Origin of the sequence: Bradyrhizobium sp. WSM471 (assembly GCF_000244915.1) — a bacterium.
Lineage (GTDB): Bacteria > Pseudomonadota > Alphaproteobacteria > Rhizobiales > Xanthobacteraceae > Bradyrhizobium.
In genome coordinates, this window is record NZ_CM001442.1 from 7,525,558 (window position 1) to 7,549,699 (window position 24,142).

The following is a 24,142-nucleotide window of genomic DNA, read 5'->3' on the forward strand; positions in this document are numbered from 1 at the left end:
TCACCTCACCAGAAATTCGATGCGGCGATTCTGCGCCTTGGCGTCTTCGCTGTCATTGCCGGCGACCGGCTGCGTGCTGCCGTAGCCGACCGCGGTGAAGCGGCTGGCAGGCAGGCCGGCCTTGACCAGATAGTCGATCACCGCCTGCGCGCGCTTCTCCGAGAGTGCCTGGTTGAAGGAATCCTCGCCGTCGGCATCGGTATGCCCGGCGACCTCGATATTGGTGGTGGGACATCGCAATGCCGTCTCGATCAGATGATCGAGAATGCCGGCGGAATCCGGATCGATGTCGGCGCGCTTCGCCGCGAAGCGAATCTTGGCCTTGGCCAAGAGCTCGGAGAACAATTGCTGGCACACGGTGCCGTCGACCGGGCCGGCCGCGGGTTTCACCGTGATTTCCGGCTTGTACTGCCAGTTTTTCGGAAAATCCTTGCCAAGGCCTGTGCGGATGTCGTTGGCGGCACTTTCATAGAGCGCATCGCCCGACAGCTTCACCTCGCGGTCGGACACGACCAGCGTGCCGGTCGACAGTCGCGACAGCGCGCCGAGCGCTGCGACCACGGCGAGGCTGAAGGAACCGGGCGCGCCGACGCTGGCCTTGAGATTGTCGACGACCTTTTCGTTGAAGAATTTCCGCGACGCGCTGGTAGCGATGGCCGCGTGGACATTGTTGTCGGGAACGTAGCCGGTCAGCGTCACCTTCGCAGCCACCGGATCCTTGTAGGCCTGGAAGACGTAAGGCGGCGCCTTGACGTCGTTGGCAGCGATCGAAAAGCCCTCGGGCAGGTTTTTCAGCGCCGCTGCGACCGCTTCGCGGCCGCCGAGATCGCGCGCCATCCCCGACAGGGTGACTTTGGTGTCTGTGATCGTGATCTTGCCGTCCTTGAGCTTGCCGATCTGGTCGAGCAGCAGCATCGCAGCCGCCTCGAACCGCGGCGGTGCGCCGCGCGCCAAACCCATCTGATCGGCCACCTCGGTACCGGCGACCTCCTTGCGGGCCGCCTCGGTCAGGCGGCCCTTCATCGACGGCAAGGGCGCGGAGCCTGACAGCGTCACCCGCACCACGTCGCGTTCGGCGTTCCAGACGAAGGGCTTTGCCTCGGGAACGAGGCGGGTCCGGTCGTCGACCAGGCGCACGCCGGGGACGGTCTCGACCGCCACAACCGCGTCGCGACGCCCCTCCTCGGAAAAGGCGTCCGCAGCCAGGCTGACATCGCGGCCGTCCACCGCGATCCGGGTCTTGTCCAGAACGGTATCCTTTAGCGCCGCCGAGCTGCGGGCGGAAAGGTCCGCCTCGACCGGCAAAGTGTTATTCCAGGCCGCAAATCCCCACATGACGGCCAGGGGGATGAGCCCCGGCCACCATTTGCTGGCCCACCTGAAAAGCTTGTGCATTCGACGACCCGAACTCTGGAACCGGAGACAAAACAAACCCTTGGCAGGCTGTCAAACCGGAAATGACGCCCTTCCGAAGGCCGGGCCTGACAATTGGAATAACTTTTTCTTCAAGGGTTCTTCCGTAAGTTGAAGGTGGAATGCCAAAGTCCGCCAGCGGGTCATGAAACAACTGCGTAACAACGTCATCCGCGCCGGACTGGAAGCACTCTATTTCAGCGGCGCCCACCACCTGTTGCGCCCGCTTTTGTCGGGCGTCGGCGCCATTTTCATGCTGCATCACGTGCGGCCGGCCCGCGCCGCGGCATTCCAGCCGAACCGGCATCTCGAAGTCACTCCTGAATTCCTGCGCGCGACTCTGTGTCATCTGCGCTCGCGCGAGATCGACATCGTCAGCATGGACGAACTGCATGAGCGGCTGGTGCGACGCCGGTTCGACCGCCGCTTCGCCGCCTTCACGCTCGACGATGGCTATCGCGACAATCTCGATTTTGCGCTGCCGGTTCTGCACGAATTTGACGCGCCTCTGGCGGTCTATGTCGCCAGCGATTTCGCAGAGGGCACGGGCCGGCTGTGGTGGGAGGCGCTGGAGGCCGTGATCGCCAAGACCGAGCAGATCGAGGTGACGATCGGCAATGCCGCGCTGCGGCTCGATGCGACGACACCAGCCGCAAAGCAGGCGGCGTTCGACCGCCTGCATGGCTGGTTGCGCGCACTGCCCGGCGAGCACGATCTCAAGCGCGAGATCGAGGCGCTTTGCACGAAGTACGGCGTCGACATGGCCGCGCTGTGCCGCAGCCTCTGCCTGTCCTGGGACGAGGTGAAGACATTTGCCGCCGATCCCCTGGTCACGATCGGCGCGCATTCCGTCAGCCATTGCAATCTCGCCAAGCAAAGCGAAGAGATCGCCACGCAGGAGATGGCCGTGAGCCGCGCGCGGATCGAGCAGGCGCTCGGCCGCAACGTTCAACATCTTGCCTATCCCTATGGCGATCGCGAGGCGGCGGGTGAGCGTGAATTCGCGCTCGCTGCATCCGCCGGCTTCAAGACCGCGGTGACGACGCGGCCCGGCATGCTGTTCGCCGAAAACGCCGGCCACATGACCGCGCTGCCACGCGTCTCGCTCAACGGCAATTACCAGGACACGCGGATTCTGCCGGTGCTGACCTCGGGCGCCGCGACCGCGATGTGGAACGGCTTCCGCAGGATCGCGGCGGCTTAAATCTCTCCGTCTTCGCTGCCCGAACTCTGACGTCGTCCTGGCGAAAGCCAGGACCCATTACCACCGCTGTCCATTTTGCGACGCGCTCGGGCCACAGCTCATTCAAACAACTCTATCCTGGGGTAATGGATCCTGGCTTTCGCCAGGACGACGATGCGGCGCCTTCCTTGACTCCCCTCTGCTCCCCGCTCAAAACGTCGCCAAACACCAAGGGAGGCACCATGTTCAACGATCTGTTCTCGCTCAAAGGCCGCGTCGCGCTGGTGACCGGCGGTTCGCGCGGCATCGGCAAGATGATCGCGGCGGGATTTCTCAGCGCAGGGGCCGCGAAGGTCTACATCACCGCGCGCAAGGCCGGACCTTGCGAAGCCACGGCGAAAGAGCTGTCAGGCCAATATGATGGCGAGTGCATCGCGCTCCCGATCGACATCTCGACGCTGGCCGGCGCCGAGTTGCTCGCGAGCGAATTCGCCAAGCGCGAGCCAAAACTCGACATCCTCGTCAACAATGCGGGCGCGGCCTGGGGCGCGGAGTTCGACGAGTTTCCGGAGAGCGGCTGGGACAAGGTGATGAACCTCAACGTCAAGGCGCCGTTCTTCCTGACCAAGGCGCTGGCGCCTACGCTGCGCGCGGCGGCATCAGTAGAGCGGCCGGCGAAAGTGATCAACATCGCCTCGATCGACGGCATCTTCGTCAATCCGGGCGAGACCTATTCCTACGCGGCGAGCAAGGCGGGGCTGATCCATTTGACGCGGCGCATGGCCGTGAAGCTGATCGGCGACCATGTCGTGGTCACCGCGATCGCACCGGGCCCGTTCAAATCGGACATGAACCGCGCCGCACGCGATCATGCCGACGAGGTCTCGACCCGCGTGCCCGCGGGCCGCATCGGCACCGACGAGGACATGGCGGGCGCGGCGATCTATCTCGCCTCGCGCGCGGGAGATTATGTGGTGGGCGCGACCATCGCGGTGGACGGCGGCATTGTCTACGCGAACCCGGGGATCAAGGGGAGCGGGTGGGATAGTTGAGGCATCGCGCTGCTCGCGGCGCGAACGGAGCGCTCCCTCGCCCCGCTCTTGCGGGGAGAGGGTTGGGGTGAGGGGCTTCTCTCCACACGTGAGATTGTCGCCGCACCTGTACCCCCTCACCCGGATCGCAAGGGCGATCCGACCTCTCCCCGCAAGCGGGGAGAGGTAAAGAAGTTACGACTCGATCCTCACATACTCGAAATCGCCCGGCTTGTTGTCGATGCCGACTTTCGGCGGCGAGATCCATGAGGCGAACTGGCCGGTCTCGGTGACGGGCTGCATCAGCGAGGTGATGAAGTCGCCGTCGGCGGTCGAGGGCAGCCATTCGTCCTTGCGCCGGGCCCAGGTTGCGTCGTCGATCAAGAGACCATCCGGCGTCGCGTGGATGCCCTTGAACTCGCCGATGTGGCGGTGGAAGGCGACGTTGGGCAGCTTGAGCTGAAACTGGTAGCCGGAGGTCGAGATCACCTTGTTCCAGCGCAGCATGCCCTTGACGCAATCCTGGCTGTAATCGTCGCGCAGGCGCATGTTGAGCGCGGTCAGCGCCGGCTCGTCGACCAGCTTGATCTCGCCGTCGATGAACTTCAGCACCGGATAGGTGGCGTTCTTGAGCTGATGATCGTCGTCGATCTGGGTCTCGTGATAGCGGCCCTTGATGCCGGTGTTGAAGGCGTTCGCCGCGTTGGTCGAGACTTCCGAACCAAAGAGATCGAGCGACAGCGTATAGTGCAGGTTCAACTTCTTCTGGATGGTCGGCAGGTCGATCACACCGAGCGCGCGGACCTTCGCGATGTCGGTGGGATCGGTGATGCCGGCTTCGCGCATCGCGTCGCAGGTGCGCTGCACGACGCGGGTGATGCCGGTCTCGCCGACGAACATGTGGTGCGCTTCTTCCGTCAGCATGAAGCGGCAGGTGCGCGACAGGGGATCGAAGCCCGACTGCGCCAGCGAGTGCAGCTGCATCTTGCCGTCGCGGTCGGTGAAATAGGTGAACATGAAGAAGGACAGCCAGTCCGGCGTCGCCTCGTTGAAGGCGCCCAGCATGCGTGGCGAGTCGGCGTCACCCGAACGGCGGCGCAACAAATCGTCAGCCTCTTCACGTCCGTCGCGCCCAAAATATTTTTGCAGCAGGTACACCATCGCCCAGAGGTGACGGCCTTCCTCGACATTGACCTGAAACAGATTGCGCATGTCGTACAGCGAGGGCGCGGTCTTGCCGAGGTGGCGCTGCTGCTCGACCGAGGCGGGCTCGGTGTCGCCCTGGATCACGATCAGACGGCGCAGCATGGCGCGATACTCGCCCGGGACTTCCTGCCAGGCCGGCTCGCCAAAATGCTCGCCGAACGGCACGACGCGGTTCTCTTCCTGGGGAGCAAGGAGAATGCCCCAGCGATAGTCGGGCATCCGCACGTAGTCGAACTTGGCCCAGCCGCGCGGATCGACCGAATAGGCGGTGCGCAAGTACACCAGCGATTCCTGGAAGCCTTCCGGCCCCATGTCTTTCCACCAGTCCATGTAGCCGGGATGCCAGCCTTCCAGCGCCTTGAGCACCTGGCGGTCTTCGGCGAGATTGACGTTGTTCGGAATCTTGGTCGAGTAGTCGACGTTCATGATGTTCATGTTCATGGCCGTGCTCCTTGGTCTGTCCCGTGTCCCGGACGCTGCGCAGCGCGAAGCGGTGGCTGCAGAGCCGGGACCCATCGTTCGGTCGTCTGGGTCCCGGTTCTGCGCAGCGTCACTTCGTGCCGCAGCGCGCCCGGGACAAGAAAATCTCTACACCCGCGTCATATCGAATTTCGGCTTCTGGCCGCTGCCGTAGCGGCGCAGCGCGCCTTCCTCGCCGACCGCGTTCGGGCGCTGGAAGATCCAGTTCTGCCACGCGGTGAGGCGCGAGAAGATTTTCGATTCCATCGTCTCGGGGCCGACGAAGCGGAGGCTCGCTTCCATGCCGGTGAGGCTGTCGGGCGAGAAGCTGGCGCGCTCCTCCAGGAACACGCGGACCTCGTCGTCCCAGTCGATGTCGTCGAGCGCGAAGGTGACGAGACCGAGCTCTTCGGCCTGCTCGGCGTCCAGCGCGGTGCCCATCGTGGCTTCCGCGCGTTCCACATCGGCCGGATCGGCCTGGAAGCGCGACTGAAGCCGCGTCAGGCCATGGCTCATCGGATAAGGGCCAAAATTCATCGCTGACAGTTCGATCGACGGCGGCGGGCGGTTGTCACCCTGTCGCGTGCCGATCAGCATGTAGGAGCGGTCGGCGGCGAAGACGAGCTCGGCGAGCGTGCCGGCGAAGCAGGAGCCGGGCTCGACCAGCGCCACCAGCGTGCGCGAGGTGACGTCGATGCGCTTCAAGACGCGCTTCCAATAGTGCCTGATTTCGTTGACCAGCCAGTGCGCCTTGTTGGCTTCGAGGAATGCGTCGCAGGCGAGCACATGGGCGCGGTCGCCGTGGCTCTTGAACACCAGCATGGCGGTCTCGAGCTCGTTGATGCGCAGATGCAGGATCGCGTCGTCGAGTTCGCGCGCGACCTGGAGCGGCCAGAACGCGACACCCTGCGCCATCATGCCGTCGATGTCTGCGGGCGGCGCGGCTTCAGGCGCCTTGATCGAGATCGTGGCGATGCGCGCGGTGCGATCGATGTCGACGGTGACAAAGCCGTAGCGGATGCTGGTCTCATCGATGATGCGCTTGAGCGGCATCAGCGCGATGCCCTTGCCGCTGCCCTTGCGCTTCGAGGCCTGGGCGAATTCCCTCGCGCGCTCGGCGACCTTGCCTTCGAGCTTGCTGTTCGGCGCGATCTCGTCGACCAGGCGCCATTGCACGGCGCGCTTGCCCTTCACGCCTTCTTCGATGGTGCAGAAGAAATCGGCGTGATCGCGGCGCACCTTGCGCTTGTCGACCACACGGGTGAGGCCGCCGGTGCCCGGCAGCACCGCGAGCAGCGGCACTTCGGGCAAGGCGACGGCGGACGCGCCGTCATCGGCGAGCATGATGTAGTCGGTGGCGAGCGCGAGCTCATAGCCGCCGCCGGCGGCCGAGCCGTTCACGACGGTGATGAAGCGCTGGCCGGAGTTCTCCGACGAGTCTTCCATGCCGTTGCGGGTCTCGTTGGTGAACTTGCAGAAATTGACCTTGTGGGCGTGCGTCGAGCCCGCCAGCATGCGGATGTTGGCGCCGGCGCAGAACACGCGGTTCTTGGCCGAGCGCATCACCACGACCTTCACCTCGGGGTGCTCGAAGCGCAGGCGCTGGACCGCGTCGGCAAGCTCGATGTCGACGCCGAGATCGTAGGAATTGAGCTTGAGCAGATAGCCCTCGAACAGGCCGCCATTCTCGTCGACGTCCATGGTCAGGGTGGCGACGTCACCGTCGACCGCGAGCTTCCAGTGCCGGTAGCGGGACGGCTCGGTCTGGAAATCGATGAATGTCGCGCCACCTGCGAGGCGCCGATCTTCCCCGGCCATGGGCCACCCTTGAGCTTGATTATGCGTTTCGGCTGTCGTGCTAGATGCACAATAGTGCACATTTTCGGGCGCGTCTACCCCTTAGGCGAACGAACATGCATTTTGTTTCATGCACGGGATTCAGGGGTGCACAATGGCGCCGAGCGCGATCCATCATGCGGCGCGCCCCTGGAGTCCCTGATCGTCGCGCAAGGCCGCCTTTGCAAATTGCCCGATCGCGTCAAGCGTCGCCCCCGGCGCTTCACGATGCGGGGAATGTCCCGCGCCTGAAATGACTTTCAAATCGACCGGGCAGTAACACTCCTCCTGGGCGATTTCGGCCTGACGCAATGTCCCATATTGGTCGTCCACGCCCTGCAGCATCATGACGGGGACGCGGATGTAAGCGAGAGATTCGGAAATATCCCAATCGCGGAACTTTGGGTCGAGCCAGGCGTCGTTCCAGCCGTAGAAAGCATTGTCGACGTCTTTGTGCCAGCGCGCGAGCTTTGACTTCAGGTCCGTGGTCTCGAAGGTCGTTTTGATCGCGGCGATGGATTTCACCGAGATGTCCTCGACGATGAAATGCGGCGCGATCAGCACGAGGCCGCTGAGGCGATGATCCTGATGCGCGCCGGCATAGATCGTCGCGATCGAGGCGCCGTCGGAATGGCCGAGCAGCAGGCCGCGCTTGAAGCGGATCGCGTCGAGGATCTTCGGCAGCACGTCCAGTGCCTCGCGGTGCATGTAGTCAATTGGCCGTGGCAACGTCACCGGACTCGATTGGCCATAGCCTGCACGCGAATAGGCGAAGATGCCGGCGGAGGTTGCCTGCTGCAGCTTCTCGGGGAAGTCGCCCCAGAGGCCGACCGAGCCGAGGCCTTCATGCAGCATGACGATGGTGGGTGCATCGGCGGATTGCGGCGCCAGCCATTTGTATTCGAGGCTGGCGTTGCCGATGCTGAGGAAGCCGGTGGGGGCGAGGTTGGTCATGCTGCCGTTTCCGTTCATTCCGTCATTCCGGACAACTCGCGAAGCGAGTTGATCCGGAATCTCGAGATTGCAGTCCACGGCTCGAGAATCCGGGTTCGCGCTTTGCGCGCCCCGGAATGACGGAGCCGCTCAATTCGTCCCGTCCCGCAGCTTGAACCGCTGGATCTTGCCCGTCGCCGTCTTCGGCAGCGAGTCCACCACATCGATCCAGCGGGGATATTTCCACGGGCCGATCTTCTGCTTGACGTGGTCCTTGAGCATCTCCTGCAGGCCCGTCGTCGTCGCGCCGGGGCGCAGCACGACGAAGGCCTTCGGCTTCAGCAGACCTTCCGGATCGGCTTCCGGCACGACGGCAGCTTCCAGCACGGCGGGATGCGTGATCAGCGCGCTCTCGACCTCGAAAGGCGAGACCCAGATGCCGGAGACCTTGAACATGTCGTCGGCACGGCCGCAGAAGGTGTAGCGGCCCTCGGCATCCCTGACATATTTGTCGCCGGTGCGGGTCCACGGTCCCTCGAACGTGCGGCGGCTCTTATGGCGCTGATTCCAGTAGCCCTCGCCGGCGGAGGGCGCATCGACCAGCAGTTCGCCGACCTCGCCGTCGGCGACATCCTGGCCGGCCTCGTTGACGAGCCGCACCGCATAACCCGGCACCGGCTTGCCGGAGGAGCCGTACTTGATATCGCCGGGCGCGTTCGACAGGAAGATGTGCAACAGCTCGGTCGAGCCGACGCCGTCGAGAATGTCGATGCCGAAGCGCGCCTTCCAGCTGTTGCCGACGGATTCCGGCAGCGCCTCGCCGGCCGAGGTGCAGATGCGCAAAGACTTGCCGCCGCGCTCGCTCTTCATCGCCTCGTCGTTGAGCATCGCCGCGAACAGGGTCGGCACGCCGTAGAAGATCGAGGGACTATAGCGGTTCATCAGGTCGAACATGCGCGCCGGCGTTGGCCGTTCGCTGTTGAGCACCACGGCGGCGCCGACCGACATCGGAAAGGTCAATGCATTGCCGAGACCATAGGCGAAGAACAGCTTTGCCGCAGAAAGACAAACGTCGTTCTCGCGGATGCCGAGCACCTGCTTCGCATAAGTGTCCGCGGTCGCCTGCATGTTGGAATGGATGTGGCGCACGCCCTTGGGCATGCCCGTCGAGCCTGACGAATAGAGCCAGAACGCCGGCTCATCCGGATGCGTCGCAGCGGTGGTGAACCGGTCGCTCTCGTCCGCAATCTCCTCGGCGAGCTGCTTGTGACCGTTCTGCTTGGCGCCGGAGACCACGACATGCTCGAGATCCGGCATGCGGCCAACAACGTCCTTGATGACGGGATAGAGCGCTTCCGAGACGAACAGCACGCGCGCGCGGCAGTCGGCGAGGATGTAGGCGTATTGATCCGATGTCAGCAGCGTGTTGAGCGGCACCGGCACGATGCCGGCGCGGATCGCGCCCAGAAACACGATCGGGAAGTCGACAGTATCCAGCATGATCATCGCCACGCGCTCTTCGCGGCGGACGCCGAGCCGGCGCAGCATGTTGGCGGCGCGCCGCGTTGCGCGCTGGAGCTCGCCATAGGTGAGCCGTGAGACGGTGTCGTCGAAGGCGAGCTTGTTGCCGCGTCCCTCCTCGACGTTCCGGTCGAGCAGCCAGGTCACCGCGTTATAGGATCCCTCGCTCACGGACTTCTCCCCTGAATTTAGAATTATAATTCATAGAAAGACACTGCATCGGCTTGCTGTCAATGCTATCAGGCATTATGTTTCATTTAAATGCGCCGCAGGACATCCGCTAAAGAAAAGTCCATGACCGACAGTCCCGACGCCGAATCCCGATTTCTCGAACAGCTCGGCCAGCGCGTGCGCACCATGCGCGCGCTGCGCGGCATGTCGCGCAAGGTGCTCGCCAAGGTATCAGGAATATCGGAGCGCTACATCGCGCAGCTCGAAAGCGGCAAGGGCAACGTCTCCATCGTGCTGCTCCGCCGCGTCTCCGACGCGATGGGCGCGCATCTCGAAGACCTGCTTCCCTCGGCCGATCCGACCCCGGACTGGCAGATGTTTCGCGATCTCCTGCGCAAGGCGACACCGGCGCAGATCGCGCAAGCCAAGGACCTGCTCGCGGGCGGCAGCGCCTCCGCGCCACGGCGCGCGCCGTTCTGCGGCATCGCGCTGATCGGCCTGCGCGGCGCCGGCAAATCCACGCTTGGGCGGATGCTAGCCAAGAAGGTCGGCTGGAGTTTTGTCGAGCTCAACAAGGAAGTCGAGCAGCAGAACGGCCTCTCGGTCGCCGAGATCATCGCGCTCTACGGCCAGGAAGGCTTTCGCCGCATGGAGCAGGCGGCGCTGCAACAGCTGCTCGCGCGCAACGAGCTGATGGTGCTGGCGACCGGCGGCGGCATCGTCTCGGAGCCCCTGACCTTCGACCAGATCCTGTCGTCGTTCTACACGATCTGGCTGAAGGCCGAGCCCGAGGAGCACATGGCCCGCGTCCGCCGACAGGGCGATCTGCGCCCGATGGCCGACGACCGCTCCGCAATGGCCGAGCTGCGCAACATCCTCTTGAGCCGCGAGCCGCTATATGCGCGCGCGACGGCGGTGGTGGACACGGCGGGACTGTCTGTCGATGCCGCCGCGGCGCGCCTGGTTGATGCGGTGCGGCCGGTGCTGCAGAACGAAGCGCGCAGCTTCGGGCTGCGCAGCGTGGCGCTGTAGGTCCGAACTCCCATGACCGATAGCGACGTCGCAATCTCCATATTCGAGCGGATCGGCGGCAGCGCCACGATCAATCGACTGGTCGATCGCTTCTACGAGCGGATGGATACGCTGCCGGAGGCTCAAATGATTCGGGCGATGCACGCCGCTGATCTCGGCCACATCAGGGACGTGCTGAAGCGCTATCTCACCGAATGGACCGGCGGCCCGAAACTCTACTCGCCCGAGAAGGGCCACCCACGGCTGCGCCAACGCCACATCGGCTTTGCCATCGGCGATGCCGAGCGGGACGCGTGGATGCTCTGCATGCGCGGCGCGCTTGAGGAAACGGTTGTGGACGTTGCCGCGCGGCAGGACCTCGACAAGGCGCTGTCCGGCCTCGCCGACTGGATGCGCAACCGGTAGCGATTTTTGCACAGGCGCGCAGCCCGGATGAGCGAAGCGACATCCGGGGCTTCACGATGACTTTCCCGGGGTATCGCTTCGCTCACCCGGGCTACAAGAGTTGCGACCGCACGGCTTCCGCGCCCTCATGCAGCAGCGGCAAAAATCGCTCGATCAACTCCTGAGCCGGCACCCGGTCGACATGGGCGCCCATGTTGATGGCGGCGACGATGACATCGTCATAACGACGCACCGGGACTGAGATCGAGCGGAAATGCGGCTCGGCCTCGCGATCGACCAGCGCGTAACCCTGCGCGCGATCGGCGACGATGCGCGCGAGCAGCGCCTTGGGATCGGTCACCGTCTGCGGCGTCAACGCCTCGCGCTTCATCGCTTTCAGCCGTGCAGCCAGTTCGGCATCGGTGAGTTGGCCGAGCATGGTGCGGCCGACCGAGGTGCAGAAGGCCGGCAGGCGGTAGCCGATGTCCAGCCCACCTGAAAACATGCGCGCGGGACTACTGCGCGCGATGAACACGACCTCATCGCCGTCGAGCACCGCGAGCGAGGAGATTTCGTTGGCCGCTATCGCAACGCGATCGAGCACCGGTTGCAGGACCGTGACGAGCTGGCTGGACCGCAGATAGGACGCCGCCAGCGTCAGCACATGTGGCGTCAGCGAGAACAGCTTCCCGTCGCCGCTGACAAAACCGCCGCGCTGAAGCGTGAACAGCATGCGTCGCGCGGTCGCGCGCGGCAGGTCCGCGGCACGGGCGAGATCGCTGAGTGTCATCGGACCCGCCGTCGCTCCGAAGCACTGCAGCAGCCGCAGGCCGCGATCGAGGCTTTCGACGAAATCGGTCGCGCGCTCGTCGTTCTCGTTCCGCTTCAGCTTGGGCATGGTCTCGGGACGATCCTGCAAAATAGTGCTTGCCGCGTGTCCAAGGCATGTCATAATTCGCCCATTCGTTCAATAGGCGAACAAACGCCGCTCCACAAAGGATGCACTCGCCATGATGAGCCAGGAGCAGAACGACCTGATCACCCGCACCGGTGCGAAGGACCCCTGCGGGAAGCTGATGCGGAGCTACTGGCAGCCGGCGGCGCTGGTGGACGAGCTCGACGGCGGTCGACCGATCCGCCCCGTCAGATTGCTCGGCGAAAATCTGGTCCTGTTCCGCGACGAGCGAGGGCGCTACGGCCTGATCGATCGCCACTGCGCGCATCGCGGCGCCGATCTCGCCTTCGGACGGCTCGAGCATGGCGGCCTGCGCTGCGCCTTCCATGGCTGGCTGTTCGACGCCACTGGCCAATGCATCGAAACCCCGGCCGAGCCGAAGGATTCAAAACTCTGCCAGAACGTCCGCCAGCGCTCTTATCCCTTGGTGGAGAAGAGCGGCATCCTCTGGGCTTATCTCGGCGAGGGCGAGCCGCCGGCATTTCCGGAGCTCGACTGTTTCGTTGCGCCTGATACCCACACCTTTGCGTTTAAGGGGCACATGGCCTGCAACTGGCTCCAGGCGCTCGAAGTCGGCATCGATCCCGCGCACGCCTCCTATCTGCATCGCTTCTTCGAGGACGAGGACACCTCGACGGCTTACGGCAAGCAGTTCCGCGGCGCATCGGCAGGCTCCGACTTGCCGATGACGAAGATTTTGCGCGAGTACGACCGCCCGATCATCAATGTCGAGCACACCGAATACGGCCTGCGGCTGATCGCACTGCGCGAGATCGACGAGGAGCGCACCCATGTGCGCGTCACCAACCAGCTCTTCCCGCACGGTTTCGTCATCCCCATGAGCACGGAGATGACGATCACGCAATGGCACGTGCCGGTCGACGACGAGAACTGCTACTGGTACGCGATCTTCACCAGCTACGCGAAACCCGTCGACAAGCAGAAGATGCGCGACCAGCGGCTCGAGCTCTATGAGCTGCCGGACTACAAATCTCGCAAGAACAGGACCAACGATTACGGCTTCGACCCGCACGAGCAGCAGACGGCGACCTATACCGGCATGGGCACCGACATCAACGTCCACGACCAGTGGGCGGTGGAATCGATGGGCGCGATCCAGGATCGCACCAGGGAGCACCTCGGCACGAGCGACAAGGCGATCGTGCAGTACCGCCGCCTGCTGCGGCAGGAAATCGAGAAGGTCGCAGGCGGCGAGAAGCCGATGCTGCATCTCGACGAGGCCACCGCACGTTCGATCCAGGGCCCGGCGACCATGGACGGCATCGGACCGACCCGAGGCTGGGAGATCTACTGGATGGAAGTCGACGTCAAGCGCCGCCGCAGCGCGCCGTGGACCGCGCCGGTGCCGAAGGAGATCGCGGACAACGTGCACCGGTTGACGGCGGCGGAGTAGCGCAGAATGCAAGTCCCTCCTTCGTCATTGCGAGCGAAGCGAAGCAATCCAGAATCCCATCGCGGAGATAGTCAGGATTGCTTCGCTGCGCTCGCAATGACGGAGTATATGAAAACAACTTCGCGTCCAACGAGTAGGGGAGTCGCAAAGTGACTTTCGTCGCGCGTCATGCGCTGTGGTCGGATGAGCAGAAGGATGCTGCATCGCGCATGCGCCGCATCGTCGAGGAGAAGAACCTCGAGGTCATCCGCCTCGCCTTCCCGGACCAGCACGGCATTTTGCGCGGCAAGACCATCGTCGCGGCCGAGGCGATCGCCTCGCTGGAGAGCGGCTGCTCCATCACCACCACCATGCTCGCCAAGGACACCTCGCACCGCACGGTGTTTCCGGTGTTCACGTCAGGCGGCGGCTTCGGCATGAAGGAAATGGAAGGCGCGGCAGACGTGCTGATGGTCGCCGATCCCACCAGTTTTCGCGTTTTGCCATGGGCGCCGACCACGGGCTGGGTTCTCTGCGACCTCTATTTCAACGACGGCCGTCCCGTGCCGTTCGCGACGCGCGGGCTCTATCGCAAGGTGCTCGACGAGCTCGCAAGTCGCGGCCATGATTTCGTGGCGGGCCTCGAGGTCGAATTCCACATCTTCAAGCTCGACGATCCGCATATGCGGCCCGAGGACGCTGGACAGCCCGGCACGCCGCCCTCGGTGAGCCTGCTCAGCCACGGCTATCAATATCTCACCGAGCAGCGCTTCGATCAGATGGAGCCGGTGCTGGAGATCTTGCGGCGTGACATCGTCGCGCTCGGATTGCCTTTGCGCTCGGTCGAGGTCGAATTCGGGCCGAGCCAGTGCGAGTTCACGTTCGCGCCGAAGAAGGGGCTGGAGCCCGCCGACAACATGGTGCTGTTTCGCTGCGCCGTGAAGCAGATCGCGCACCGCCACGGCTATCACGCCACCTTCATGTGCCGGCCGAAGCTGCCGAACTTGTTCGCGAGCGGCTGGCATCTGCACCAATCGGTCGTCTCACGCGCGAGCGGCGACAATTTATTCATGGCCAAAGACGGCGGCGAGCCGCTCAGCGCGTTCGGCCGCGCCTGGCTTGCCGGCCTGCTCGACCACGCCCGCGCCTCGACCGTGTTCACCACGCCGACCATCAACGGCTACAAGCGCTACCGCTCCTATTCGCTGGCGCCGGACCGCGCCATCTGGGGCCGCGACAATCGCGGCGTGATGATCCGCGTGCTCGGCGCGGCCGGCGACGCCGCCACGCGCCTGGAAAACCGCATCGGCGAGCCCGCCGCCAATCCCTATCTCTACATGGCCTCGCAGATCCTCTCCGGCCTCGACGGCGTCGACCGCAAGCTCGATCCCGGCCCGTCGGCCGATGCGCCCTACGAAACCAAGGCGCCGCTCTTGCCGAAGTCGCTGCGCGATGCGGTCAGCGCGCTGAAGGACGATCCGTTCTTCCGCGAAAAGCTCGGCGCCGAGTTCGTCGATTATTACACCCACATCAAGAATGCCGAGATCGACCGCTTCCTGTCCGAGGTGACCGACTGGGAGCACCGCGAATATTTCGAGATATTTTGAGCCGCCGCCAACCGGCCGCCGATCCCCGCAACGCAGCCGGATTTTCCAGGAGTACCATGATGCGGTTGCGCCCGGCGGCCCTGCTATTTGCCCTGTTCCTGTTCGCGCCAGCCCTGTCCGCATCAGCCCTGGCCGACTGGCAGGCGAGCACCGTACGCACCCCCGGCCGCGTCAGCGAAATTGATTTGGCGGATAGCGACCTCCGAATTGCAGTCGGCACGAATTGGTACCAGTTCGACGCGAAAGCGATGCGCATGGTGCCCGCCGCAGCGCTCGAACATCCGGCGCCGCCGACCGGGGCGCTTGCGGATGGGCGCATCGCGACAGGCCGCGACACCGTCGCGCGTGCTTGGCTCGCCGAGCCGACCGAACGCTATCGCCACGGCGTCCTCGGCGATGCCATCGAGGCCGGCAGCCTGGTGATCGAGCCGCGCGAGGGCGGACAACGCACGCTGCGCCTGGATGGTGACGCCGTGTTCGAAGACTTGGAGCCGCGCGTCGCTGCGATCGGTGGCCGCGAAAGAATTGTGCTGGTCAAATCCTATCTGAAGCGCGGCTCCGCGCTGGTTGTCATCGATCCCGTCTCGACGGCCATCGTTGCGGAGACGCCTCCGATCGGCCACGCTTATGCCTGGCTCAACCCGGCCGGCATCGCCGATTTCGACGGCGATGGCACCACGGATATCGTGCTTGTCCGCCAGCCTCATGTGGTCGGGATTCTCGAAATGTGGTCGTGGCGGCATGATCGTTTGGAAAAATCGGCGGAAATTTCCGACGTATCGAACCATTTCATCGGCTCGCGATCGCTGCACATGAGCTTTACGGCCGATTTTGATGGCGACGGCCATCCAGATCTCGCGGTACCGGACCTCGAACGGCGAACGCTGCGGCTCATCGGGTTCGTCGCAGGCCCGCATGACATCGCGCGCATCAGGCTTCCGGCAAGGATCGCGACGAATATCGGCGGCGTGAAATACCGCGATCGTCCCGCACTCGTGTTCGGCCTCGAGGATGGCCGGCTGATGTTGGTCCACGATTAGGATCGCCGGGGCGCCGAGCCAACGACCGTTACTCCGACAGGCCCTCACGCCGGCGTGAGCCGGTTTCGCGCCGGTGCTTCCGACGAAACCTTTGACCTTGCCGACGAAGTCATTTTTCCGCCCCCGCGAAGATGGCCGGAAACGATGGAGGGTGAAGATGACGGGATTGATCAACAACGGAGTTCGATCATGTGGGATAATCTGTTCAGCTTGATTTATCGCCTGTCCTGCCGTGCCACCCTGATCGAAATCGGGATGGGACGCTCGTCGCGATAGAGGCCCGGCGAATTAGGTAAGACGGATTGACCAGGTAACGGAGGGTGTCATGCGAAAGCTGATCCTGATCGCGGCAATGTCGCTGCTGGCAAGCCAGGCCTATGCCGACGGACCACGAAGCCTTAGCCTTGCGGCGACAAATGCGAGCCCGCAGACCGCCGAGCAGCCGGCAACGACAGCAGCCACGCCGCCACAAGGTCCGGCGGCAGCGCCCTCCAATGTCCAGACGGCGACCACAGCCCCAACTTCAACGCCACCGGCGGCGACTGCGACGACAACCGCGATCGCTCCGGCCGCAACCCAGTCCAGTGCCGCGCCGGTTGCCAGCACGAGAGAAACGACCAAGCCCAAACGTCGCCAGCCATCCACCGAGGCCCGCGTGATCCGCGAACTGCATCGGCACGGGATTTATTGGTGATTGCCAACGTCGTCCTGGCGAAAGCCAGGACCCATCACCCCAACAAGGCGTTTGGCGAAGACTGCCGTTCGGTACTTATACTGCCCACAATAGATAGACCTCGCGGTATGGGTCCTGGCTTTCGCCAGGACGGGAAGCGGCCACGGCGTACCTCACCTCACCGCCCAGCCTCAAATTCCCAGATATTTGTGCTGCAGATCCGGCTCAGCCAACAGCTCGTCCGAGGTGCCGCTCCACACCGTCTTGCCGCGCTCGATGATGGTGTGGCGGTCGCAGATGCGGGCAAGGTGGTCGACGTTCTTGTCGACGACCAGGATCGATTGTCCCCGGCTCTTGAGCAGCGACAGGCAGCTCCAGATCTCTTCGCGGATCAGGGGCGCCAGGCCTTCGGTCGCTTCATCCAGGATGAGGAGCTTCGGGTTGGTCATCAGCGCGCGGCCGATGGCGAGCATTTGCTGCTCACCGCCGGAGAGCTGGTTGCCCATGTTGGAGGCGCGCTCGGCGAGACGCGGAAACATCACGTAGATCGCCGCCAGCGTCCAGGGATTGCGGCTGTCGAAACGATCGGCGGCGGCCGCGACAAGGTTCTCGCGCACGGTGAGGTTCGGGAAGATCTGCCGCCCCTCGGGGACGAGGCCGACACCGAGTTGCGCAATCCTGTAGGATGGTTGCGTCCGAACTTCCGAGCCCGCAAAGCGGATGCTGCCTGCACGCGCCGGCGTCAGGCCCATGATGGAGCGGATGGTCGTGGTCTTGCCCATGCCGTTGCGGCCCATCAGCGAGACCATCTCGCCTGATTTGACCGACAGCGACAAGCCGAACAGCACCTGGGACAGGCCGTAGCAGGTCTCGATGCCGTCGACCTCGAGCAGCGTGTCACCCACCACTTTTTCAGCCATGGTGCGTCACCACATGCGCCTCGCCGAGATAGGCGCGCTTGACGTCCTCGTTCGCCCGGATCGCGGCCGGATCGCCGGAGGCGATGACGCGGCCGTAGACCAGCACCGAGATGCGGTCGGCGAGCGCAAACACCGCCGGCATGTCGTGCTCGACCAGTACGATCGAGACCTCTTTGCGCAGCTCCTGCAGCAGCTGCACCATGCGCTGGGACTCGGTGACGCCGAGGCCCGCCATCGGCTCGTCGAGCAGCAAAAGCTTCGGCTTGCTTGCCAGCGCAACCGCCAGCTCGATCTGGCGACGCTCGCCATGACTGAGCCTGGACACCAGCACATCGGCACGATGAGCGAGACCGACGCGGTCGAGCGCGGCATGCGCGGCATCGCGCAGGCCCTTCTCCTTGCGTGCATCGGCGAAGAACCGGAACGAGGTGCCGGCATGCGCCTGCGCCGCGAGCGCGACATTGTCGGCGGCGGTGAAATCGAGCAGCAGCGAGGTGATCTGGAACGAACGTGCCAAGCCCAGCGCGCAGCGGCGATAGGCCGGCAGATAGGTGATGTCGCGCCCCGCCAGCGAGACGCTGCCGGAATGCGGCTCCAGATGTCCGGTGAGCTGGCTGATCAGCGTGGTCTTGCCGGCGCCGTTCGGGCCGATGATGGCGTGCAGCTCGCCCGCCGCGACGTCGAGCGAGACGTTGTCGGTCGCAATGATGCCGCCGAAGCGACGCACCAGCCTGTCGACGCGGAGCAGCGGTTCAGCCACGGTTGAACCTCCCGAGCAGGCCCATGATGCCGCCGCGGCCGAACAGCACGATCAGCAGCAGCATTGGGCCCATGATCAGCGCCCAGTATTCGGTGAGCTGCGACAAGAACTCTTCCAGCAGCAAATACACCACCGCGCCGAGGACCGGACCGAACAGCGTGCCCATGCCCCCGAGGATCACCATCACCATGAGGTCGCCGGAACGGGTCCAGTACATCGCGGCCGGGCTGACGAAATCGGTGTTGTTGGCGAGCAGCGCGCCGGCGAGGCCGCACATCATGCCCGAGATGACGAAGCAGACCAGCTGGTAGCGTTTCGAGGGAAAGCCGATCGCCTGCATGCGCTGCTCGTTGGAGCGCAGGCCCTGCAGGACGAGGCCGAAGCGCGAATTGGCGATGCGCCAGATCAGGAAAACCACGCCGAACAGGCAGGCGAGGCAAAGATAATAGAACTGCGTGCGGTTCGACAGATTGATCAATCCGGAGAAGTCGCTGCGCTTGTAGACGGTGAGGCCGTCATCGCCGCCATAGCGCGCCAGCCCCGAGGCGACGTAATAGGCCATCTGCGCGAAGGCGAGCGTGATCATGATGAAGTAAACGCCACGCGTGCGAAGCGAGAGCGCGCCGATCACGACGGCGTAAGTCGCGGAAGCCGCAAGCGCGACCGGAAACTGGATGAAGCCGCTTCCCACGCCTTCCTGCGCCAGCATGCCGACCGCGTAGCCTCCGATGCCGAGATAGGCGGCGTGGCCAAAACTCATCATGCCGCCAAAACCCATGATGAGGTTGAGGCTCGCGGCCGCCAGTGCCAGGATGACGATGCGCGTGAACAGCGTCAGGATGAAGATGTTGCCTGAGAGTTGCGAATAGAGCGGCAGCAGCACGAGGCCCGCCAGCATCAGGGCCGTGACGGCCTTAGCTACAGTAAAAGTCTTCATCGACGGTTGGCCGGAAACAGCCCCTCCGGCCGCACCACCAGCACGATCGCCATCAGCAGATAGATCAGCATGGACGACAGCGCGGGCGCGGCGGTGGAGGCCGCGGCGCCGCTCAGCACCTGCCGCAACAGATTGGGCAGGAAGGCGCGGCCGAGCGTGTCGATCATACCGACGAAGATCGCGGCCAGGAACGCGCCGCGGATCGAACCGATGCCGCCGATCACGATGATGACGAAGGCGAGGATCAGGATGTTCTCGCCCATGCCGATCTGCACGGTGAGGATCGGCGCCTGCATCAACCCGGCAAGACCGGCGAGCGCGGCACCGAGGCCGAACACCAGGGTGTAGAGCAGCTTGATGTTGATGCCGAGCGCGCCGATCATCTCGCGATTGGAGGCGCCGGCGCGGATCAACATGCCGATGCGGGTGCGCATCACGCCGAGATAGAGCAGCAACGCAACCAGCAGCGCCACGACGATGATTGCGAGGCGATAAGCGGGATAGTGGATGCCCGGCAGGATCGGCACTGGCACCGTGAGCCAGGCCGGCAGCGGCAGCGCAAGCCCGGCCGGGCCCCAGATCAGCCGCACGGCTTCGTTGAAGAACAGGATCAGGCCGAAGGTCGCGAGTACGTGGTCGAGATGGTCGCGTCCGTAGAGATGCCGCAGCGCGGTCATCTCGAGCACGATGCCGAGCACGAGGGTTGCGCCGAGCGCCAGCAGCGCGCCGAGCAGGAAGCTGCCGGTCCAGGCTGCGAAGGTCGCGGCGAAATAGGCGCCCATCATGTAGAGCGAGCCGTGCGCGAGGTTGACGAGATCCATGATCCCGAACACCAGCGTCAGGCCGGCGGCGAGCAGGAACAGCAGCAGGCCGAACTGCAATCCGTTCAAGAACTGTTCGACGACGAGCAGCATCAAAACTCTTTCAGGCGCACGCAGGTTCGCGCCGATGTTCGAACACGGTCGCCATCAGTGAAAGAGCTCCCCCTGCCTGTACAAGGCGGAAAAATGGGTAATGGCAGTATCGTTCCGAGGCAAGAGCGATTCGACACCCAACCTGCACTTTGTTGCATGCCGATGCATCCGATCGATCTCGGCCCTGCAATCGGCCTTGCAAGAAGACTGCCGCGCAGGATGGGTCAACCTGCCGCACCCAAAGCGGATCACCCTCCCTCCGTTGCCGGAGAGAGGGTGTGAGTTCGTCGCAACTTTGAGAAGGCTACGCCTAGTGCGATGTCATCTGCCGGGGAAAGTCATCCGGCTCGGCGAGCACGCTGTCGGCCGTCGAGGCCTCCAGCGCCGCCATCCGGAACAGATAGGCGAGCGTCGCCAATCCGGTGTCTTCCGCCATTTGCGCGAGCTCGAGCGCCATGTCGGACATGTAGCCGAGATTTTCGTCCTTGATCTGCGCCATGATCTGGCTGTCCCGCATCATGTTCGACATCTCAGGCGCTCTTTCGTTGCGCGGCAGCGAGGCCGCAGAGGTTAGCACGGGCGACGGCGTCCAGACGCGGGCCGTCCTGTTGCACGACGCTTGTCATCCCGAGACGGTCACACACGACATCGAGCGACTCTTGACGGACCTCGATCGTGGCCGCCATCGTCCAGGAATTCTCGACCAGCGCCGGCAATCCCAGCGGCGTGACGACGAATCCGATCTCGTGGAAGCGCGGCAGCCACCAGGTCTCCATGACAAGACAGAGACGCTCGATGCCCTGATCGAGACAGAACTCCTGCGCCGCCGCCATCAATTGCCAATTGAACGCGCCGTCGCGGCGCTCGCGCGAAACGAAGAAGCGTGACCATTCCCATACCAGCGGGTTCGAGGGGCAGCCGCGCACCGCGGCGAGATGCGGGAAAACCTCGCTCATCATCGTCGGCCTGGTGGTAGGATAAAGACGGGAGCCGCCGAGCACCCGGCGATTTTCGAGAGCCAGCAGGTAGACCGCGTCCTCATTGTCGTAGGCGTCGACCTCGCGGCCATCGGGCTTGCGCAGCGCCTCCCATTTCCGCTCCTCGACAAAAATCTCGTGACGCAACCTGAAATGTTGCTCGAGAACGTCCTCGTAGAGGTGCCGGTTGACGGCAGAAATCACATGAATCATTTATTCCCCCATTTTTCGAAATAATGGGGAATCCTCACGGAAAACGGCCAAACCGACTACTGGGAAATTTCCCAGTAGGCGTGGATTTCAGGGGGTGATGATTCTGTGGCGGATTGCGATCGCGACCGCATGCGTCCGGTTGACGGCACCAAGCTTGCGCGCGGCAGTTGCAAGATGCTCTTCGGCGGTGCGCTGCGTGATATGCAGGATCTCGCCGATCTCCCAGGCCGACTTGCCCTGCGAGGCCCAGGCAAGCACCTCCCGCTCGCGCGGGGTAAGACGCATCGATCGATGCGGCGCCGGATTGAGGAGGCGGCGAATGTGATCGAAGCCGTACATCCCGATCAGGTGCAGCGCCGGCTTGCTGCGCGCATTGAGATCGAGGTGAACGCCACCGAGCGAGACGCCGGCCTCGTAGCCGGTCAATCCATGGATCGGCACGACGAAGCCGCGCGACATGCGGAAATCGGCAGCGCGCCGCATCACCTCCACAGCGCCCGGCTCCAGCTCCGGATCGTACGGCGCCTCAGACCACTCGAAAGGATTCACCGTCTGTCGGCATTTGCGGATCACGGGATCGACGCGGTCGTAGCCTTTTTGGGTATAGAGGCTGAACCACTCCGCCGGCCACTTCTTGGCGAGCACCATCTGGGAAAAGCGCTGATCGGGATTCGGCAAGCCGGTGACGATGATGTGCTCGAAGCCGTAGCGCCCGAACGCGGTCGCAAGCGCATCCATGGCGTCCGGAACCTTGGTATAGGCTCCAAGCCCCTCAATGAAGTCGAGCGCTTCCCGGCCATAATCCACGGCGGACATCGGTGCGTTTCCTGACCCTCGCTGTGCGATATAGCACGTCTTTGGGCACTGCCTCAATTCATGGTTTCCGTAGTTTCCCGGTATCCCATTGACCCCGAAGGCTTGATCTACTTGTGGAAGAAGTGACGTCAAGATACACCTACAATGTCTGAAGCGGGGAACCACGATGGAAGACGAGGACATCGCCCTCAACAGCGTGCTCGGCCTGGAACTCAACCGCGTATTTTTCGCCGTCCGCGAAACGGCAAACAAGCAGAAGATCATCGAGTTCGCACGCGGGGTGCTGCAAAGCGAGCGCGGCAAGCCGGCAGAGAGCGCCACGCCGGACGGACCGGCGAGTTAGCACGCAATTGCTGCAACCGACGCCGCTGCGACAGCTCGTGCGCCGACGGCGCCCTGCCATTTGAACGCGCAGATTTTAGTCGAAACACGCGCACAGCGAAGTTGGCTTTCCTTTTTCCTTGTAAGCAGGTTGGTGAATCAGCCACGGTCTCTTGCCCCGGACGCAGCGCAGCGTCTCTTCGGCCGTACGCTGCAGAGCCGGGCTCACGCAGCCGCAACTTACCCTTTGGCTTTCTCGCCCCGGCTCTGCACCGCAACGCTAAACGCGTTGCGGCGTGTCCGAGACACGAGAGTAGTTTGCCGCTCCCGTGCACATCAACGCTCACTTGCCGCTGGATGATGTCACGCCTCCCGTGAGATGATCGCCGCCGCGATCCTCTTTCGGGATGTTCAGGACATGATGACGCTGCGCCAGGTTGAAGTGATCCGGGCCGTGATGGTGACGGGCACCATTGGCGGCGCGGCGAAGCTGCTGAACGTTTCGGCGCCGGGCATCAGCCGCCTCGTCAAATACACCGAGCGCTCGCTCGGCATCCGCTTCTTCCAGCGCCAGAACGGACGCTATTTCCCCACCCCGGAAGCCGAGAACATCTTCGAGCAGATCAACGGCGTCTACAAGAAGGTCGACGACCTCTCCGAGATCATTTCCAAGATCGGACGCGGCGGATTGTCGGAATTGCGCATCGGCTCGGTGCCGAGCATTTCGCAAGTCATGGTGCCGCGCGCGATCGAACGGGTCCGGCGGCGCTATCCGGATCTCGGCATCGACATCAACATCCTCAAGCTCGAGGAAGCCATCGACTATCTCCTGCTCGGCCGCGGCGAGTGCGTTGCGATGAGCTACCGGCTCGAACATTCCGGGCTCGATTTCTTGCCGCTCGCCTCCGGCGAACTCTATTGCATCGTGCCGCCGGGCCACGAGCTCGCCGGCCGCAAGCAGGTCTCCGCCGCCGAGATCACGCGCTATCCGCTGATCGGCATCGATCCCAACGACCCCTACGGCCGGATCATGGCCGAGATCTTCGCGCGCCACCGGCTCGCGTACAACATCACCATCCGCGCCCGCTTCGGCACCACGGTCTGCGCGCTGGTGAAGGCGGGGCTCGGCATCGCCATCATCGACCAGTTCACGGTGGCCCATGGGGGCTATCCCGGGATCGAGCTGATCAAGATCACCGAGCCGACGCGATTCGACACCTATATCGCGGTGAAGCGCGGCGCGCCGCTGTCGCTTCATGTCGAGTATTTCATCGAGTCCCTGCGCGCGGAGATGCGCGCGGTCGAGCCGTCGCGGGGCAAAGGCAGGGCCGCGCCGCCACGGGGGCGGCAGAGATAACATTATGTTAGGTTTGGAGGACAAAAGGGTAATTGTGTTAGGCCGAGGAAAGACTATCGTTCCTAGGGGAAGCCCCTTGGAATTGGGCGG

General features: G+C 63.9%; 24 protein-coding genes. 11 read left to right on the plus strand and 13 right to left on the minus strand.

Translation table 11 applies throughout. From position 1 onward, the window contains the following. Positions 1-1,395, minus strand: coding sequence for an OmpA family protein (locus tag BRA471DRAFT_RS34460; RefSeq protein WP_007615706.1), 1,395 nt, complete (start codon positions 1,393-1,395; stop codon positions 1-3). 163 nt (positions 1,396-1,558) lie between these two features. Between BRA471DRAFT_RS34460 and BRA471DRAFT_RS34465 the strand changes: the two genes are divergently transcribed. Together BRA471DRAFT_RS34465 and BRA471DRAFT_RS34470 are read left to right on the plus strand one after the other, a co-directional pair. Continuing rightward, the gene (locus BRA471DRAFT_RS34465; RefSeq protein WP_007615709.1) at positions 1,559-2,617 is read left to right on the plus strand and encodes a polysaccharide deacetylase family protein; all 1,059 of its coding nucleotides are present in this window, start codon (positions 1,559-1,561) and stop codon (positions 2,615-2,617) included. A 221-nt stretch (positions 2,618-2,838) separates the two neighbouring features. Continuing rightward, positions 2,839-3,648 carry an SDR family oxidoreductase gene (locus BRA471DRAFT_RS34470; RefSeq protein WP_007615711.1) on the plus strand — a complete coding sequence of 270 codons (810 nt, stop codon included), beginning with the start codon at positions 2,839-2,841 and terminating at the stop codon, positions 3,646-3,648. Positions 3,649-3,822: 174 nt separating this feature from the next. On the opposite strand, the gene boxB is transcribed toward BRA471DRAFT_RS34470, so the two are convergent. The 4 genes from boxB to BRA471DRAFT_RS34490 form a co-directional block, all read right to left on the minus strand. Then, positions 3,823-5,274 carry a benzoyl-CoA 2,3-epoxidase subunit BoxB gene (gene boxB, locus BRA471DRAFT_RS34475; protein ID WP_007615713.1) on the minus strand — a complete coding sequence of 484 codons (1,452 nt, stop codon included), beginning with the start codon at positions 5,272-5,274 and terminating at the stop codon, positions 3,823-3,825. 147 nt (positions 5,275-5,421) lie between these two features. Beyond that, positions 5,422-7,110: a 2,3-epoxybenzoyl-CoA dihydrolase gene (gene boxC, locus BRA471DRAFT_RS34480; protein WP_007615716.1), complete on the minus strand. Its 1,689-nt coding sequence runs from the start codon at positions 7,108-7,110 to the stop codon at positions 5,422-5,424. Positions 7,111-7,263: 153 nt separating this feature from the next. Beyond that, positions 7,264-8,082 carry an alpha/beta fold hydrolase gene (locus BRA471DRAFT_RS34485; protein ID WP_198287848.1) on the minus strand — a complete coding sequence of 273 codons (819 nt, stop codon included), beginning with the start codon at positions 8,080-8,082 and terminating at the stop codon, positions 7,264-7,266. A 129-nt stretch (positions 8,083-8,211) separates the two neighbouring features. Next, complete coding sequence (locus BRA471DRAFT_RS34490; protein ID WP_007615720.1) at positions 8,212-9,753, minus strand: benzoate-CoA ligase family protein; 1,542 nt, start codon at positions 9,751-9,753, stop codon at positions 8,212-8,214. 90 nt (positions 9,754-9,843) lie between these two features. On the opposite strand from BRA471DRAFT_RS34490, the gene BRA471DRAFT_RS34495 reads away from it, so the two are divergent. Then, positions 9,844-10,785: a helix-turn-helix transcriptional regulator gene (locus BRA471DRAFT_RS34495; RefSeq protein WP_083843292.1), complete on the plus strand. Its 942-nt coding sequence runs from the start codon at positions 9,844-9,846 to the stop codon at positions 10,783-10,785. A gap of 12 nt (positions 10,786-10,797) precedes the next feature. Beyond that, a complete protein-coding gene (locus tag BRA471DRAFT_RS34500; RefSeq protein WP_007615722.1) occupies positions 10,798-11,190 on the plus strand; it encodes a group II truncated hemoglobin in 393 nt (130 codons plus the stop codon). A gap of 91 nt (positions 11,191-11,281) precedes the next feature. On the opposite strand, the gene BRA471DRAFT_RS34505 is transcribed toward BRA471DRAFT_RS34500, so the two are convergent. Further along, the gene (locus tag BRA471DRAFT_RS34505) at positions 11,282-12,067 is read right to left on the minus strand and encodes an IclR family transcriptional regulator C-terminal domain-containing protein (RefSeq protein WP_007615723.1); all 786 of its coding nucleotides are present in this window, start codon (positions 12,065-12,067) and stop codon (positions 11,282-11,284) included. A gap of 112 nt (positions 12,068-12,179) precedes the next feature. Between BRA471DRAFT_RS34505 and BRA471DRAFT_RS34510 the strand changes: the two genes are divergently transcribed. The 5 genes from BRA471DRAFT_RS34510 to BRA471DRAFT_RS37275 all read left to right on the plus strand — a co-directional run bounded on the left by BRA471DRAFT_RS34510 (position 12,180) and on the right by BRA471DRAFT_RS37275 (position 16,858). Then, positions 12,180-13,538, plus strand: a complete 1,359-nt coding sequence (locus BRA471DRAFT_RS34510) for an aromatic ring-hydroxylating dioxygenase subunit alpha (RefSeq protein WP_007615725.1) — start codon at positions 12,180-12,182, stop codon at positions 13,536-13,538. Positions 13,539-13,687: 149 nt separating this feature from the next. Then, on the plus strand, positions 13,688-15,124 hold the full coding sequence (locus BRA471DRAFT_RS34515) for a glutamine synthetase family protein (RefSeq protein ID WP_007615733.1): 1,437 nt from the start codon (positions 13,688-13,690) through the stop codon (positions 15,122-15,124). Between the two features lie 56 nt (positions 15,125-15,180). Further along, positions 15,181-16,164 (plus strand): VCBS repeat-containing protein, encoded by a 984-nt coding sequence (locus BRA471DRAFT_RS35855; RefSeq protein ID WP_050992681.1) that lies wholly within the window; start codon positions 15,181-15,183, stop codon positions 16,162-16,164. 54 nt (positions 16,165-16,218) lie between these two features. Continuing rightward, complete coding sequence (locus tag BRA471DRAFT_RS38595; protein ID WP_157234113.1) at positions 16,219-16,440, plus strand: hypothetical protein; 222 nt, start codon at positions 16,219-16,221, stop codon at positions 16,438-16,440. 49 nt (positions 16,441-16,489) lie between these two features. Further along, entirely contained in the window at positions 16,490-16,858 is a 369-nt protein-coding gene (locus tag BRA471DRAFT_RS37275) for a hypothetical protein (RefSeq protein ID WP_007615737.1), read from the plus strand. Between the two features lie 170 nt (positions 16,859-17,028). Here the strand turns inward: BRA471DRAFT_RS37275 and BRA471DRAFT_RS34525 are convergent, their stop codons facing one another. The 7 genes from BRA471DRAFT_RS34525 to BRA471DRAFT_RS34555 all read right to left on the minus strand — a co-directional run bounded on the left by BRA471DRAFT_RS34525 (position 17,029) and on the right by BRA471DRAFT_RS34555 (position 22,374). After that, positions 17,029-17,757: an ABC transporter ATP-binding protein gene (locus BRA471DRAFT_RS34525; RefSeq protein WP_007615739.1), complete on the minus strand. Its 729-nt coding sequence runs from the start codon at positions 17,755-17,757 to the stop codon at positions 17,029-17,031. Beyond that, positions 17,750-18,517, minus strand: coding sequence for an ABC transporter ATP-binding protein (locus tag BRA471DRAFT_RS34530; RefSeq protein ID WP_007615741.1), 768 nt, complete (start codon positions 18,515-18,517; stop codon positions 17,750-17,752). Before BRA471DRAFT_RS34530 ends, BRA471DRAFT_RS34525 begins: the two co-directional genes overlap by 8 nt. After that, positions 18,510-19,454 carry a branched-chain amino acid ABC transporter permease gene (locus BRA471DRAFT_RS34535; protein ID WP_007615743.1) on the minus strand — a complete coding sequence of 315 codons (945 nt, stop codon included), beginning with the start codon at positions 19,452-19,454 and terminating at the stop codon, positions 18,510-18,512. The genes BRA471DRAFT_RS34530 and BRA471DRAFT_RS34535 overlap by 8 nt, the downstream gene beginning before the upstream one ends. Continuing rightward, positions 19,451-20,368 (minus strand): branched-chain amino acid ABC transporter permease, encoded by a 918-nt coding sequence (locus BRA471DRAFT_RS34540; RefSeq protein ID WP_007615745.1) that lies wholly within the window; start codon positions 20,366-20,368, stop codon positions 19,451-19,453. Before BRA471DRAFT_RS34540 ends, BRA471DRAFT_RS34535 begins: the two co-directional genes overlap by 4 nt. Before the next feature lie 310 nt (positions 20,369-20,678). Beyond that, complete coding sequence (locus tag BRA471DRAFT_RS34545; protein WP_007615747.1) at positions 20,679-20,897, minus strand: hypothetical protein; 219 nt, start codon at positions 20,895-20,897, stop codon at positions 20,679-20,681. A gap of 1 nt (position 20,898) precedes the next feature. Further along, on the minus strand, positions 20,899-21,558 hold the full coding sequence (locus BRA471DRAFT_RS34550) for an acyl-homoserine-lactone synthase (protein WP_007615749.1): 660 nt from the start codon (positions 21,556-21,558) through the stop codon (positions 20,899-20,901). 87 nt (positions 21,559-21,645) lie between these two features. After that, a complete protein-coding gene (locus tag BRA471DRAFT_RS34555) occupies positions 21,646-22,374 on the minus strand; it encodes a LuxR family transcriptional regulator (RefSeq protein WP_007615751.1) in 729 nt (242 codons plus the stop codon). A 166-nt stretch (positions 22,375-22,540) separates the two neighbouring features. Here BRA471DRAFT_RS34555 and BRA471DRAFT_RS37735 point away from each other — a divergent pair, with 166 nt between their 5' ends. After that, the gene (locus BRA471DRAFT_RS37735) at positions 22,541-22,717 is read left to right on the plus strand and encodes a hypothetical protein (protein WP_007615752.1); all 177 of its coding nucleotides are present in this window, start codon (positions 22,541-22,543) and stop codon (positions 22,715-22,717) included. Between the two features lie 396 nt (positions 22,718-23,113). Further along, positions 23,114-24,052, plus strand: a complete 939-nt coding sequence (locus tag BRA471DRAFT_RS34560) for a LysR family transcriptional regulator (protein WP_035975285.1) — start codon at positions 23,114-23,116, stop codon at positions 24,050-24,052. The last annotated feature ends 90 nt before the right edge of the window (positions 24,053-24,142 follow it).